15 protein-coding genes are annotated in these 14,987 nt (G+C 53.2%); 10 read left to right on the forward strand and 5 right to left on the reverse strand.

Translation table 11 applies throughout. The features are described from left to right. Window positions 1-67 precede the first annotated feature (67 nt). The 10 genes from KSF73_16790 to KSF73_16835 are packed head-to-tail and all read left to right on the forward strand — an operon-like array spanning window position 68 to window position 8,665. Window positions 68-445, forward strand: coding sequence for a hypothetical protein (locus KSF73_16790; protein ID MBV1777380.1), 378 nt, complete (start codon window positions 68-70; stop codon window positions 443-445). Then, window positions 442-2,760 (forward strand): general secretion pathway protein GspD, encoded by a 2,319-nt coding sequence (locus KSF73_16795; protein ID MBV1777381.1) that lies wholly within the window; start codon window positions 442-444, stop codon window positions 2,758-2,760. Before KSF73_16790 ends, KSF73_16795 begins: the two co-directional genes overlap by 4 nt. After that, window positions 2,760-3,248, forward strand: coding sequence for a type II secretion system GspH family protein (locus KSF73_16800; GenBank protein MBV1777382.1), 489 nt, complete (start codon window positions 2,760-2,762; stop codon window positions 3,246-3,248). Before KSF73_16795 ends, KSF73_16800 begins: the two co-directional genes overlap by 1 nt. A 1-nt stretch (window position 3,249) precedes the next feature. Further along, window positions 3,250-3,627, forward strand: coding sequence for a type II secretion system GspH family protein (locus KSF73_16805; GenBank protein ID MBV1777383.1), 378 nt, complete (start codon window positions 3,250-3,252; stop codon window positions 3,625-3,627). Then, a complete protein-coding gene (locus tag KSF73_16810) occupies window positions 3,602-4,081 on the forward strand; it encodes a type II secretion system GspH family protein (protein ID MBV1777384.1) in 480 nt (159 codons plus the stop codon). The genes KSF73_16805 and KSF73_16810 overlap by 26 nt, the downstream gene beginning before the upstream one ends. Before the next feature lie 35 nt (window positions 4,082-4,116). Next, on the forward strand, window positions 4,117-4,539 hold the full coding sequence (gene gspG, locus KSF73_16815; GenBank protein MBV1777385.1) for a type II secretion system major pseudopilin GspG: 423 nt from the start codon (window positions 4,117-4,119) through the stop codon (window positions 4,537-4,539). A gap of 17 nt (window positions 4,540-4,556) precedes the next feature. Beyond that, on the forward strand, window positions 4,557-5,741 hold the full coding sequence (locus KSF73_16820; protein ID MBV1777386.1) for a type II secretion system F family protein: 1,185 nt from the start codon (window positions 4,557-4,559) through the stop codon (window positions 5,739-5,741). Continuing rightward, a complete protein-coding gene (locus KSF73_16825) occupies window positions 5,738-7,402 on the forward strand; it encodes a GspE/PulE family protein (GenBank protein MBV1777387.1) in 1,665 nt (554 codons plus the stop codon). The genes KSF73_16820 and KSF73_16825 overlap by 4 nt, the downstream gene beginning before the upstream one ends. Next, complete coding sequence (locus KSF73_16830) at window positions 7,383-8,162, forward strand: hypothetical protein (GenBank protein MBV1777388.1); 780 nt, start codon at window positions 7,383-7,385, stop codon at window positions 8,160-8,162. Before KSF73_16825 ends, KSF73_16830 begins: the two co-directional genes overlap by 20 nt. Then, window positions 8,159-8,665: a PilN domain-containing protein gene (locus tag KSF73_16835; GenBank protein MBV1777389.1), complete on the forward strand. Its 507-nt coding sequence runs from the start codon at window positions 8,159-8,161 to the stop codon at window positions 8,663-8,665. The genes KSF73_16830 and KSF73_16835 overlap by 4 nt, the downstream gene beginning before the upstream one ends. Window positions 8,666-8,797: 132 nt before the next feature. Here KSF73_16835 and dnaB read toward each other — a convergent pair whose 3' ends face one another. From dnaB to KSF73_16860, 5 genes are all read right to left on the reverse strand, one after another. Beyond that, window positions 8,798-10,156 carry a replicative DNA helicase gene (dnaB, locus tag KSF73_16840; protein ID MBV1777390.1) on the reverse strand — a complete coding sequence of 453 codons (1,359 nt, stop codon included), beginning with the start codon at window positions 10,154-10,156 and terminating at the stop codon, window positions 8,798-8,800. Next, the gene (locus tag KSF73_16845) at window positions 10,153-11,457 is read right to left on the reverse strand and encodes a replication initiation protein (GenBank protein ID MBV1777391.1); all 1,305 of its coding nucleotides are present in this window, start codon (window positions 11,455-11,457) and stop codon (window positions 10,153-10,155) included. The genes dnaB and KSF73_16845 overlap by 4 nt, the downstream gene beginning before the upstream one ends. A gap of 1,037 nt (window positions 11,458-12,494) precedes the next feature. Next, a complete protein-coding gene (locus tag KSF73_16850) occupies window positions 12,495-13,403 on the reverse strand; it encodes a ParB/RepB/Spo0J family partition protein (GenBank protein ID MBV1777392.1) in 909 nt (302 codons plus the stop codon). Then, complete coding sequence (locus tag KSF73_16855; GenBank protein ID MBV1777393.1) at window positions 13,396-14,229, reverse strand: ParA family protein; 834 nt, start codon at window positions 14,227-14,229, stop codon at window positions 13,396-13,398. The genes KSF73_16850 and KSF73_16855 overlap by 8 nt, the downstream gene beginning before the upstream one ends. A 358-nt stretch (window positions 14,230-14,587) precedes the next feature. Further along, complete coding sequence (locus tag KSF73_16860; protein MBV1777394.1) at window positions 14,588-14,743, reverse strand: transposase; 156 nt, start codon at window positions 14,741-14,743, stop codon at window positions 14,588-14,590. Window positions 14,744-14,987 lie beyond the last annotated feature (244 nt).

A 14,987-nucleotide genomic window follows, 5' to 3' on the forward strand; every position in this document is an offset into this window, starting at 1 on the left:
AACCCGGCCCCGCCGGGTCGTCTCCACAGGGCCGGTGGCCCCTCGTCCCGCGGTGGTATCTGCGTTGATGAGTCAATCGGGTTCCACTACCCATACTCGAGCAGTCCTTGCCGATCTGGAGTCGGACCCCTTTGCCCCCCGCGATTGGGACAGCGCCCCCCCCACTCCCACGCCTGCACCCGTAGCACCGGTGTTGGTCACGACCGTGGCACCGCCGCCCCCGCCCGTTGAACCCCCTATCCCGTTCCAATACATGGGGCGCATGCGCGATGAACACGGGGCGACCGTCGTCTACTTTGCCCGCGGTCAGGACACGCTGATCAGCCGCGCCGGCGACATGATCGATGGCCATTACAAGCTGATCTCGGTCGATGACAGCACGCTGGTGATTGAATACCTCCCCATGAATAACCGCCACGAAATCAGTCTGGACAAACCGCAATGACGTTTCCGCCCACGCATCTCGCCCACACTGCCCTGACCCGCCTTGCCTGTGCTGTGGCGCTGGCGGGTTTGTCTGCCTGCGCTGAGCTGTCGCACATGCAGGGGTGGACCCGCATTCAGGCAGGAGACTATGCCCGCGGTCTGCAGGATCTACAAAGCGCCGCCGAACGCGCCAAGACCAACCTGGCCTTCCGCCGCGACTGGCTGGTGAAACGGGAGGAAGTCACCAATCTACTGATGACCAGGGCAAAACAGGCCATCGACAGCAATCATGTCGACAAGGCGCGCGAGATTTACCTCACCATCCTCGCATATGATCCGGACAATGTCCGTGCCAAAGCAGCGCTCGATGGGTTGCAGTCATTGGACGAAGCCAATCGCACCGCCGATGCCGCCAATCAAGCCTTGCTTGATAAGGAATTCAAACGGGCACGCGACCTGGCCAATCAGGTCCTCAGCATCATGCCCAATCAGGCCACCGCCAAACAAGTGATTCGGGCACTCGATGAGCAGGCGGCGCGTGACCTGTTGGCTACCCCGACCCTGTCAAACCTGTATCAGAAGCCCATCTCGCTGGAATTCCGTGAAGCCAGCCTGAAGATGATTTTTGATGTGCTCTCTAAGAGTACCGGCATTAATTTTGTGCTCGATCGTGAGGTCAAAACCGATCAGCGGACGTCGATCTTCCTGAAGCAGGCCTCACTCGAAGACGCCATCGACATGCTGGCGGCCACCAATCAGCTGGACAAGAAGATCCTCAACCCCACCAGCGTCCTGATCTATCCCAATACCCCCAGCAAAACCAAGGAATATCAGGATCTGGTGGTACGAGCCTTTTATCTGAACAGCGCCAACGCCAAGGCGACGGCCGAGCTGATCAAGGCGATCCTGAAGCTGAAGGATCTATATGTCGACGACAAGCTCAATATGCTGGTGGTGCGTGATACAGCCGATGCCATTGCGCTCACCGAACGGCTGGTGACCATCTACGATATTCCCGATCCGGAAGTGATGCTGGAAGTCGAAGTACTGGAGATCGACCGTAATCTGGCGCTGAATCTCGGCATCCAGATCACCGATCAACTGACGGTGACGCCGTTGAATGCCACCACCACCACGACCGGCACCACCACCACCTCGTCAATGACCTTGCAGAACCTGCTGCATCTGAACAAGAACAATTTTGGCGTCACCACCCCGTCTGTGACCATCAGTGCCGACCAACAAGATGGTGATTCCGATTTGCTGGCCAATCCACGCATCCGCGTGCGTAACCATGACAAGGCGCGCATCCTGATCGGCGACAAGATTCCGGTGATCTCGACGACGACCTCCAATACCGGCTTTGTCGCAGAAAACATTCAGTATGAAGAGGTGGGGATGAAGCTCAATGTTGAGCCCACCATCTTCCCCAAGGACGAGGTGGCCATCAAGGTGAACCTGGAAGTCAGCTCGCTCGGGCAGCAGGTGCAAACCAAGACGGGTACCGTGGCCTACCAGATCGGCACCCGTACCGCGGAAACCACGCTGCGCCTCAAAGATGGTGAAACCCAAATACTGGCTGGTCTGATCAACCATCAGGAACGCGCCAGCGCCAAGGGGCTGGCCGGTCTCAGTGGTCTGCCCATCATCGGCAGCCTGTTTGGCAACCGCACCAGCAGTCGCAACAAGTCGGAAATCGTGCTGTCGATCACCCCACACCTCATTCGCGGCATACCGCGCCAGGGGCCAGGGGCCGAGATGTTCTGGTCGGGAACCGATGCGGTGCTGCGTAATAAGCCGCTGCAGCTGCGCATCCAGCCGGAAGGAGCGGCCGCCCCGGTTCCGGGTACCCAGCCCAATGCGACCGCCACCCCACCGGCCAGCGTCCCCGGTGAGATGGCACCCCAGATCGTTGACAGTCCTTTGCGTCTGAATTGGCAAGGCCCCGCTACCTTGAAAGTCGGCGAGCAAGCCGAATATCAATTGCAGCTGAATAGCACCGCCGGCCTACGCGGTTTGCCGTCGCAACTGGCCTTCGACCCGCAAAAAGTGGAGATCGTGTCGATCCGTGAGGGGGGCTTCTTCAGTCGTGACGGCAACCAAGCCAATTTCAGCTATACCATTGACCCGGCCAGCGGCCGCATTGCCATCGCGGCAGGTGGCAATCAAGAAGCCACGCCTGGACAAGGTGCCCTGCTCGTGGTCAAGGTCAAGGCAGTGGTTCCCGGCGCATCCAGCCTGAGTCTCGAATCGGTGACCCCGGTCGGCAGCAGCCAGTCCATCCAGCGTCCCGCCTTGCCAGTGAAAGTCAGCATGACATGTACGCCATCCTGATGCACTCGCGCAGGTATCTGGCTTCGCGCCATGCCGGCTTTACCTATATCGAGCTGGTGATCTCGCTTGCCATTTTGTCGATCCTGGCCCTCGGCGCCCTGCCGCTGGCAGAAGTCGCGGTGAAGCGCGACAAGGAAGTGCAGTTGCGCCGCGCCCTGCGCGAGATTCGTACGGCCATTGATGCCTACAAGGCAGCGGTAGATCAAGGCTTGATCGCCAAAGACCGTCAATCCACCGGCTATCCCGCAACACTGGATACGCTTGCGGGCGGCATCACCAATGTTAAACAGCCCGGTAGCAAACTGTACTTTTTGCGGCGGATTCCCCGCGATCCGTTTGCCAATGAGGCATTGCCTGCCAATCAGAGCTGGGGCCTGCGCAGTTATGCCTCTGATCCGGAGACGCCCCTGGCAGGGGATGACGTCTTCGATGTGTATTCGCAGTCGCCGCTCACCGGACTCAACGGCATTCCCTATAGGAACTGGTGACATGCGCAACCGTATACCCGGCTTTACCATGATCGAGTTGCTGGTGGCACTGGCGATTATCGCGACCTTGCTGACACTGGCTGCGCCCCGCTATCTGGGGGGCATCACCAAGGCGCAAGATGATGTGCTGCGCGAGAACCTCTACAGCCTGCGTCAAGCCATTGATCATTACTACGCGGATCGCGGCAAGTACCCGAAGGAATTGGCGGATCTGGTCACCGACAAATATCTCCGCAAGATTCCGGTCGATCCGGTCACCAGCAGTAATGTGAGCTGGGTGGTCATTCCACCGGACAATCCTGCGCTAGGGGGCGTGTTTGATATCAAAAGTTCCGCGCCGGGGAAAGGGCTGGATGGCACCTATTATCAAACCTGGTGAGGCCGGGTTTACCTATATCGCGGCGTTGTGCATCCTGGTCATCCTGTCGGTGCTAAGCCTGCGTGTGGCCGAGGAATGGACCATGAGCGAGCGCAGACAGCGCGAGGACGAGTTGCTGTACATCGGCCATCAGTTCCGTCAGGCCATTGCACTGTATTATGCCGAGTCACCGGGCAGCCAGAAGCGCTATCCGCATGAATTGAGCGACCTGCTACTTGATCGTAATTTGACCCGTACGGCGCGCCCCTTACGGAAGATATTTATCGATCCGATGACCCGCACGTCCGAGTGGGGGCTGGTGATGGATCCCAAGGACGGTGTCGGCATCATCGGCGTCTATTCGCGATCTACCGGACAACCGATTAAGCAGGATAACTTCGCACCCAGTGATGCCGCATTCAAGGGTGCAAAACAGTATCAAGACTGGAAATTTGTGTTTACGCCTGACGCGTAGACACCGGCAATCAACTTCATCATTCGGGAAGACATATGAAACGGACGCATCAAGGGGGCTTTACGCTTTTGGAACTGCTGGTGGTACTGCTGATTATCGGCTTGCTGGCAGGCTACGTCGGCCCCAAGTATTTCTCGCAAATCGGGCGCTCTAACCGCACCGTGGCCGCAGCACAGATCGAGGCGTTTTCCAAAGCCATTGATCAATTCCGGGTCGACACCGGCCAGTTCCCCACCACCGCCCAGGGCTTGAATGCCCTGGTGGCACAACCCACCGATGTCACCCGCTGGGCGGGTCCTTACCTCAAAAAGGGCATCCCGCTGGATCCGTGGGGTCATGCCTATGTGTACACCGCTCCAGGGGGAGGTACCCCCGCTCGCGATTACGACATTGTGTCGCTCGGCCGGGATGGTGCGGCCGGTGGCAGCGATGACGACGCAGATATCCTGAGTTACTAAGGTCAGCGGCGATTGCCATGCGTTACCAGGCCAAAGTCGTCCGTGCGTCCGGGCAAATTGACATCCGGGAACTGGAAGCCGATTCCCGCGACGCTGCTGAAGCGCGCCTCAAAACCGAAGGCCTGCACGTCTTGAGCGTGCAGGCGCAAGGCAATGGCCTGCGTCTGCCCTTTCAAGGCAGCAGTTTTCAGCTGGATGTGTTCAATCAACAGCTGTATTCGCTGCTAGAGGCCGGGCAATCCATTGTCGATTGCATCGATATCCTGCAGCACAACGACAGTAGCGGCACCACCCATCACGTATACGCACAACTCCTGCAATCTTTGCGTCAAGGCAAGCAGCTGTCGCAGGCGATGGCGCAACTGCCGACGGTTTTTCCGCCGCTGTATGTTGCGCTGGTCAAGGCCAGTGAGACCACCGGCAGTGTCCCCATTGCTGTTCAGCGGTTCATGCGGTACCGCCAGCAGGTGGCACTGATTCGCGGCAAGTTGGTCTCGGCGTCAATTTACCCGGCCATTCTGGTCAGTGTCGGCTTTCTGGTGATTGGGTTTCTGATGCTGTATGTGGTGCCGCGCTTTAGCCTGGCGTTTGATGATGTGCAGAACAAAGCGCAGGTGGCCGGCTTTGTCTTTGCCTGGGGCAATGTGGTGCGCGAACACACCGTTCTGGCGTGGGGAGCCTTTTTTGCCTTGATTGCGGCCATGGCGTCAGCAGTCATCCATCCAGCGGCCCGCCACAAGGCGCTGACGACACTGATTGCCATCCCGGCCATTGGCCGACGCATCCGCATCTTCCAGCTAGCGCGGCTCTACCGCACGCTCGGTCTGCTACAACGCAGCGGGTTGCCACTGACCCAGTCCATGCACATGGCTCGCGCCTCCATGCCCGCCTATTTTCAGCCCCCCATCGATGCCGCGCGCATGCTGGTCGAAGCGGGTCATCCGCTCTCGCGTGCCTTGTCTCAGCAGCAACTGGGGACCGAGGTGGCGGCACGGTTGCTGGTAGCCGGCGAATCCTCAGGTAATCTTGATGAGATGCTGGAGCGTGTCGCCGACTTTCATGATCAGGAAGTGGCCGGCTGGGTCGATATGATTGGCCGCATCATAGAACCCGCCTTGATGGTGGGCATTGGCCTCATCATTGGCGTCGTGGTACTGCTGCTTTACATGCCCATTTTTGAACTGGCGAATTCCGTACAATGACCTCCCCCACCGCCCTGATGACCCATTTGCAGCAGGCACTGAGCAGCGACACGGTCGGCCACGACTGGCTGACACGCATGAGTGACGCCCTGCAGCTTGATCGCGCCCAGGCGCTGGACGCCGTCGCCGACTATCTGGGCCTGCCCACCCTCACGCAGGAGGCCATCCTGCGGCATCTGCCCGGATACGATGTGGTGCCCTATGAAGCCATGCTGGCGCGACGGGTGCTACTGTTTCGTGAAGCCGACGGTGACTGGCTGGCCGGCATCGATGCGCCCATTGCCCAGGCACCGCGTAGCTGGATCAGCCACCTCGACGTGCCCGTCCAGCGCACCGTACTGGTTGATCCGTGGGTCCTGGATGCCGTGCTGCATCACTATGCCGGCAACTTCAATGCGGTGGCTGCTGCGGTCAGTCACAGTGATACCGAAGAGGTGTCCAAAGCACTCAGCGACGAACTGACGCTGATTTCCATCGCCAACGAACCGAGTCCAGCGGTCAAGTTTGTGAGTTCAACCCTGTTTGACGGTCTGCGCTTTGAGGCCAGCGATATCCATCTGGAAACCATTCCATCCGGTCTCGTGGTCAAATTCCGCGTGGATGGGGTGCTGATCAATGTGGCCACCCTGCCCAACCCGACGCTGGCCGAACAGGTTATTTCACGCGTCAAGGTGCTGTCGGATCTCGATATCGCCGAAAAACGCATACCGCAAGATGGGCGCTTCCGTATTGCCATGCATGGCCGCGAGATTGATATCCGTGTGTCCATCATGCCCAGTATTCATGGGGAAGACGCCGTCCTGCGGATTCTCGACAAACAGGCGCTGATTGACCAACTACAACGGCTGACCCTGGATACGCTGGGCTTTGATGAGGCCACCATGGCTTTGATGCGCCGTCTGGCGGCAGAGCCTTACGGTATGCTGCTAGTCACCGGCCCCACCGGCAGCGGCAAGACCACGACGCTGTATGCGGCGCTCAGTGAAATCAACACTGGGCACGACAAATTGATCACCATTGAAGATCCAGTGGAATATCAGCTGCCCGGGGTGTTGCAGATTCCGGTGAACGAAAAAAAGGGCCTGACCTTTGCGGTGGGTCTACGCTCCATCTTGCGTCATGATCCAGACAAGATTCTCGTCGGTGAAATCCGCGACCCAGAAACCGCCCAGATCGCCGTGCAGTCGGCGCTGACCGGCCACCTGGTGTTCACCTCAGTGCATGCCAACAATACGTTTGACGTGATCGGGCGCTTCATCCATATGGGCGTCGATCCGTATAGCTTCGTATCGTCGCTCACCGGGGTGGTGGCACAGCGTCTGGTGCGGCAAAACTGCAGTCACTGCGCCGAACCGGTCACCCCCGATGCCGCCTTGCTGGCCTTCTCGGGGATCAGTGATCCTGAGTCCTATCGCTTTATGGCCGGCAAGGGCTGTGCGCATTGCCGGGGCACCGGCTTCAAAGGCCGACGCGCCATCGCCGAGGTACTGAAATTATCGGATGACATCCGCGAACTGATCATCCAGCGCGCCTCCATTCGCCGCCTCAAGGAGCAAGCGCGACTCGAAGGGACCCGCTTCCTGCGCGATGTCGCACTGGAGCTGGTCAAGGCCGGTCATACCACTCTACAGGAAGTCAACCGTGTTACCTTCGTGGCGTAAGCTCGGACCGCAGTTGCGGATCAATGTGGCGCATCAGTGCATTGTTCAGGTTAAATGGGCCGGGATGCAGTCGCACACCTGGCATTCGCCTGATGTTCGCCTAGAGGATGCGGAACAGGTTCCCTTCGCCTTAGACGTGGCGTTGGGCATGGTGAGCCCAGCGGTGCTAAATGGGATCCGCATGGCCGGTACGGTGGCGGTACAGCTCCCAGATTCGCTGGCACGATTGACAACCGTCCCATGGAGCCCTGACATTCGACAGGGCGACGAACTATTGCAATATGCGCGCGTTCAATTCGAGCTGCAAGGACTCGCCCTCAAAGAAGGCTGGACGCTGCAGTGTGATTGGCATGCGCGAGGCGCATCAGCGCTTGCCTATGCGCTGCCAGATCAGCTGATTGAGCGCATTCAGGCTCATCTGGCCACACATGGGCTTGTACTCGATCACCTGATGCCTGCCTCCGCCCATTGTCATTACCGGCCACTGCTTCGCCAAAAGCATGTGCATGTGCATCTGCTGCGACAGGGCCACCGAATCAGTGCCCTTGCCTATCATCATGCACGCCTGCTCGATTGGCTACAGGAGGCGGATTCAGAGCAACCTGTCGCGTTGAAGCGATTGCTGCAACGGCTTACGTTTGTGTTGCCGCCCGACCAGATCACCCATGTGGAGTGTGTTGGCTGTAGCGAACGTGACCTCCGTCAAGCCGGCTTGAGTGAGGCCATCATGGTTAGAGAAACTTCGTGGGAACGAGCATGAAGCCCGCCCGCTACCTTACCCGCCCCCCCCGGCCACACCATACACTGGTCAATATGGCTCTGCTTGCAGGGCTTCTCTCAACCGTAACGGCGTTCGCGATCAATCGTCCGGATCGGCTCTGGCTGCAGGCAGCGCAAGCCCGTGCCCATATCCCTAGCAGATCCCCTGTCCAGGTTGTTGATCCACAGTCAGACAAGCATCGTGCAGCACAGGAAAAAGCAGCCAATGACATCCTTGCTCAGCTTGATCGCACGTGGGCCACGCCCCTACTGATTGTGGAACAATCAACGCACAAAGACATTGCACTGCTAGAGTTTCATCCAGACTACACGCGTCAACAGATGATTCTGAAAGGCGAAGCACGGCAATTCAAGGATATTGCTGCGTATGTAGATCGCATGCGCCATCACCCGCTTGTGCGCAACGCGGAGCTACAGCATGAGGTCCAGCTGAGTCGGGAACATGTGGAAACGGTAGAATTTGAATTGGTAGTACATTGGTAGATTCGGCGCGATAGCATCACTCGCTTAGGAATTTCCCTAACACCTATTCCGTCAATTTCAACATCGCCGGTTTAACAAGATTCGTCTGGGAAAGCTCTTTAGTCGCTTGTGTCCAACCGTTGGACATTTCAATTAGCCGCTTTTTAACGTATCAAAACGGGTATATTCTCCTCTGAATAACAACTTCACGGTATCGGTTGGACCATTGCGCTGCTTGCTTATGATGAGTTCGGTTACCCCAGGATCCATCGTATCGGGATGATAATAGTCATCTCGGTAAAGAAACCCGATTACATCACTATCTTGCTCCAGAGAACCACTTTCTCGCAGATCCGACATCATCGGACGTTTATTCACTCTGGACTCAACTCCACGAGACAGCTGCGACAACGCGATTACAGGCACGTTTAGCTCTCGAGCTAGATTTTTCAGCGCACGCGAGATTTCACCTAGTTCCACTGCACGATTGGATTCACGTCCAGTGGTTGCTCCCGCCATCATCTGGATATAGTCAATAATAATGAGACCCAGAGGCTCACGAATCTTGCGCTGGTAACGCCGCGCACGAGATCGGACATCAAACGCTGTCAATGCCTGTGAATCATCAATGTGAATACGCGCTTCAGAAAGCTTGCTTGATCCATAGGTCAGTTTTGCCCAGTCATCTGCTTCAATATCACCATTGCGCAGTTTTGATGCATGAATACGGCCGATAGAACTTAGCATACGCTTAGCAAGTTGCTGATCCGACATCTCCATACTAAATATCATGACTGGGAGCTTAAGGGTCAAAGCAACATGTTCTGCAATATTGATCGCCAACGCAGTTTTCCCCATGGATGGCCGCGCAGCTAAGATAATCAAATCTCCGCGCTGCAATCCTGAAGTCAACTGATCAAAATCATTCAGCCCAGTGGCGATACCGGAAAGGCCGCCTTCCCCCCGCAGAGAATACAAGCGATCAAGATCTAGTACGACATCATGCATGATCTGCGGCATATCCCGCCCAGTATCGGCTTTTTGCTGAGCAGCTTGACTCAAGCTGCTGAGGCGAGCCTCTGCCAAATCCAGAATATCCCGCGCTTCGCGCCCCGCAGGATTAAACGCCGCCTCAGCGAGCTCGTTGGTGACAGTAATCACACGGCGCAAGATTGCCTTGTCGCGAACAATCTCTGCGTAGCGCCGGATATTTGCCGCACTGGGCGTGTTCTGGATTATATTGGCGATGACTTTTAGTCCGCCAACATACTCGAGGCGTCCTGATCGATCCAGAGATTCAGCCACGGTAATGGCATCAGCCGGTCGTGAATCAGCAATGAGCCCTACGGTATGTTCAAATATTTCGCGGTGATCTCCACGATAAAAGTCGTCGACTGAGACGATATCTGCGATTGAATCAAACGCCGCATTGTCTAATAGCAGTCCACCGATCAGTGAGGACTCTGCCTCCGCTGCATTTGGCGGAATGCGTATAATCTGGTCTTCAGTCACGCTTTAGTTTCCAGCCGCGTCATCAGGAATGCATCTAACTGCGCACGCATCATCGGATTGCTATCCACATCTATTTCCTTACCAGCAAAGCGACGTCTGAAGCTAGAGAAAAATGGAGAGGCTCTAAAGGCTTCGAGTAACTCTGACTGAGATTTTCTGCTCTGAGCTTCCCAGAACGTACGCACCTCCGAAGATGAGGCATCCACCACCGACAAGGTATCCTCCTCAACAATCACAGCTTTTCTCGGCTTTCGTGTTTTGGTCGTTGACGACGCAGGTTGCTCCGGCAAAGATTGTCGTACCAGATTCATGTCTTCATCCAGTACCTTACGGAAGTACTTACCAGGGTATTCGATCTTCTTCTTCAACATGCGCTGCCGCATGAAATCCACTTTGGATTGAATGTATTCATTGTCAAACTGCCCTGAGATAGCAGCAATTTCCGTATTGCTTAAACCAAACTCTTCCTTGAGCACATTGAAAAGCATTTCGTCCAACGGCTTGGCCAGCACATACTTGCCTTCCTTGTTGTCTTCGATCACAAATCGCAACGCGCCAATCCGCTTTGAGCCAGTCACCGAGCGCGTCTCCAGTGCAATCTTGATATCTGAGAACTCGTTGATCTGAGTAATCGCCGGTGTAATCACCTTACGACGAAGTTCTTTGAATTCGTCATAGGAAGCTAAGTCCAGCGTATTAGTCAGGCGCCGGAACTCTTCGACAGACCACCAAGGCGTATGCCCAATATATTTTACAGCTGCACAACGCTCATACAGATTGTGTGCATACTCACTGGAAAACGCATTTGTCATGCGAAGGGACAGGTACGTAAAACTGGTCGGCTGCTGCAAGGTCGGTCGCAGCTTTTTCGGGATAGAAAAGTGTATCTTTCCATTGGTAAAGTACACTTCGTTGATATATGGAATCGATGCCCATTTCTCATGATTGGTATCCAAATCAGCATTGTCGATCTGAATATCAATTAAAGTTTTCTGAACCTCGCGTAGGCAATCTTTTAGATACTTGTGGTTGTTGCTATCGTAGTTCGCTAACCACTTGAAATAGTCTAGCGGTGCCGAATGGATTTCTGTCTCCATCGCATCACGATGGGCAATGAAGAACAACGCATTTACAAGGCGGCGACCAAGGAGGGACAGCTTGTTCCCACCAACATGGATCGTCGCATTGGATCTGTTTAATCCAATATCTCGTTCAATGTCGGTAATGGGTGTTGCGCTACGATCCGCTTCTTGGAAAAGTTCAAACGCAAGTTGCTTTACAACCATCTCTGATGTGCTCATGGTGTACGCCTGTGTCTACATCTTTCCACCATACTAGGGGTGTTTCGGATGGTCAACATCATAAACGTACACCTTCTGCAAGAAAGTCCTTTCTAACCAACCCTCTACCCAATCGTCGCCCCCAAAAATGAACATCCGAAGCTGCCTCCGATCTAAACGTCGGGTTTCTACAAGTGAGCAAAGGTGTACAGATTTGTTGACAAAAAAATTTTAATTTGTTCCAAAAAATAGCTTAAAATCATATACTTAGACGAAATCACCCACGAGTGATCGATCTGAGCAGAAATGTGTGCAGGAGAAAAATTGTTTTCTTCTGCTCAAAGTGTACTTTTTTGGGGCGAGAATAACGGCTCCAGGCAGAAAAATCGTCAATTTCCCCCGCTCAGCCCTGAACGCTTCATCTTGGTGATCAAAAAAGCAGAAATTGGTATTTTTGCAACGCAGAGGTAGGCTTACTAGCCGTTCATCACGAACGAAAATGCCATGCTAACGCTTTGATGTACTTGAAAAGTGTACAGATATGATAGGGAAAATGAGCGACTCACCATAGCAGGATGAAGAGCAGGAAGACCGGACGCAAAGTGTACGTTTTTGATAAGTCGAGGCGCTCAAATTCACATTGCCGGCAAACCAAAGTACTTACCCTGACAGAAAGGTGTACGAATCTGATGGGGCTAATAAGAAACGCAAGCAACGAGAAACAGAGCCAATACCAAAAACGTACACCATCGCCGGCGATGACGAATTTTCATTGGAATTTTCGAAAGAAGTGCCGGCAATCACATGTACTTTGCCGGCAAATCTGGAGAAAAGTAGGGCTGAGTACAAAGGTGGATATCATTGATAGCCACCTTTGATCAGAAACGGACACTTTTAAGAACAGCAGTACACCATAGGAACAACAAAAAAGTACACTTTGCAGGTAAAAATCGACCACAGAAGTACACCTTTAAACGCCACAGTACACTTTAGGTCAGAAAAACGCTTTATTATCATATAGATACAAGACCATAAAGCTTGCTAGTTTTTATAAAAAGCTAGCTTGTTGTATGTTCCAGAAGAAGAGCCGTGACAAAATCTGACAATTGCTTCTGTTTGAGCACGTCGACATGTTCCAGTGGTAGGGTCAATTGAAGCTGTTTACCTTTAACAACCATGCTTCCAACCTTTTTGTTCCCAATCATAAAGGTGGATAGGGGTAATGCAGTCGTTACAGGTTTAACAAGCTTTGGTTGTTCGAGAACATGAGCTGCTAGTGAACTAGGCTCAAGCAACTTCTCGGAAACTAATCGAAGTCCCTCAAGCAAATTTGCCTCTGCTAGTACCTTATCATCCGATTTACTAATCGCCTTTTTTACGTCTTCGGCAAAACGTCGCGACAACAGATTGGGCTGTGCCTCTAGCAGAGCAAGTGCAGATTCTGGTAGATCAAAGAAAGCAAGATACCGATACAAATCACTACGCTCCATCCCAAGACGTGCAGCAAGTGAAGTTTTACTCTCATCAAAATGAGCAATCATAGATCTGATTTGCAGTGCCTTTTCAAAATCAGTCAGATCGTCGCGAGCAATGTTTTCGGTCATTGCATTGATGAGCATGTCGTCATCACTGCAAGCACCCACAATGGCATCAATGTACGCGCCACCGTTTAACTTTACAGCCCGCCAGCGTCGCTCACCTGCAACAATTTCATATTTGCCATGTTCTACCATGCGCAAGCTGATTGGATGTATCAGTCCCTGATGTTTGATGGATTCGGCCAAAGCATTTAGCTTAGCTTCATCAAACAATCGTCGAGGTTGATAGGGATTTGGAGCAATGGAATCAACGGCAATACGCTCATGTCGCTTGCCTTCATCAAACTCAACTGTTTGTACTGCATCATGATGTTTCTTTAACTGTGCATTCGCACGTTCTGCCAGCAGATCACTCAACTTTTTAGACATTACTTGACTCCTCTAACTCCGCTTCATGCCTCATGACAGGCATATTCAACTTTTCACATATCTCTGCTGCTAGTGCGGTAAATGCACGTGCAACCTTTGCGCTTCGGTCAACTTGATGAACTGAGCTTTTAACCATTGCAGCTTGATTGACCTTGGTGCTACTAGGAATCTTTGTATTCAAAATGACGCCAAATTCCTGACGTGCAGCGTTCTCAATAATTTTGCTAACCGAGGTTCTATCGTCATGTTTGGTGAGAAGAGCGCCCAGGACAACAAGCTTGGGGTTGATCCTTTTTACTTTCTCCAGATGTTTAACTAAATCGCTTACACCGTACATACCGTATTGAGATCCCGACTCGATCGGAATGATGATATGAGTTGCTGCAGCCAGTGCATTGCTGGTTAAGAGCTTCAAGCTCGGTGGGGTATCGATAATAATGAAGTCGAAGACACCAAGCGTTGGCGCAAGCTTTTCTTTCAGTTCCTCATTTGGTCTCGGTGACTGATCTCTGAGCTTTTCCTCGACTTCATTCAGTGAAAGATGACCGCAAATTAGAGATACATTGGGAATTTCGGTTTCCTCAATCACTGCACGGGGCAGCAAATCAAGGTCACCTAAAAGTAGTTGCGAAGCATTAACCAACACTTCACTAGGGTGGAGCTTTCCAACATGTAGGCTTGCATTGCTCTGAGGATCAAGATCAACAAGCAATACAGAATATCCCTGCCGACCGAGCTCTGCTGCTAATTGAACTGCAGTAGTTGTCTTGCCACAGCCACCCTTATGGTTGGTAATGGCGATGACTTTCGTTGCTATCCCACTCATTTGTGTGCCCGATAGTTTAATAAAGTGTGTTCATTGTACCGGCTGGTTGCGGTCGATGGGAACAAGATGTCACATGATTTGTAAAAATGTAGAAGCCCATATGGACTGACTGTCCAACCGTTGGACACATTTCATCCATCGTGTTGTGCTGCATTCGTAATGGGCGACAGTGATACTTATGAATGATTACCTGACATAAATACGGGGGAGTTCAAACTTGATGCCTCCGATCTTCGAATCAGGCTACTCAATCAAAGCAGACAAGTGTTCGACTTCACCGAATCGTTCTACGACCTTAGTGACTTCGTTTTCCAGCAGCGCATTGGTCAGCATCCATTTGAGCTGGGAATTCTCTGCTTCAAGGTCTTTCAGACGTTTTTCCGAACTTGCTTCGACTCAGATCACAGCTTGCCTCGGAAAAGCCGTGCATCTGGCACAGTTCCTCAATGGGCAAACCAGCCTCCTCTTCATGTAGAAATCTGATGATCTGCTCTTCAGTAAACTCTTTCTTCATGTTCTATCCCCTTCCCTGGATGTGATTGGACTCCAAATCGGCGGGCTACTCAAATCCGAGGGACGTCGGAGGATACTGAAACAATTTGCAGTCCTGCCTTCAATTTCGAATGCATCTTAAAATGCGGAGGCTTAATTTTAAAATTAATAAGTAACGCTATATAAATTTGTATTTCCATTTGTTTCAAGATATCTCTATACTCGCGTCCCTTGTAAACGTCCGGCCGTCCGCTTTGTCGATGCAC

It is taken from the genome of Burkholderiaceae bacterium DAT-1 (assembly GCA_019084025.1).
Taxonomy (GTDB): Bacteria; Pseudomonadota; Gammaproteobacteria; order Burkholderiales; family Chitinimonadaceae; genus DAT-1.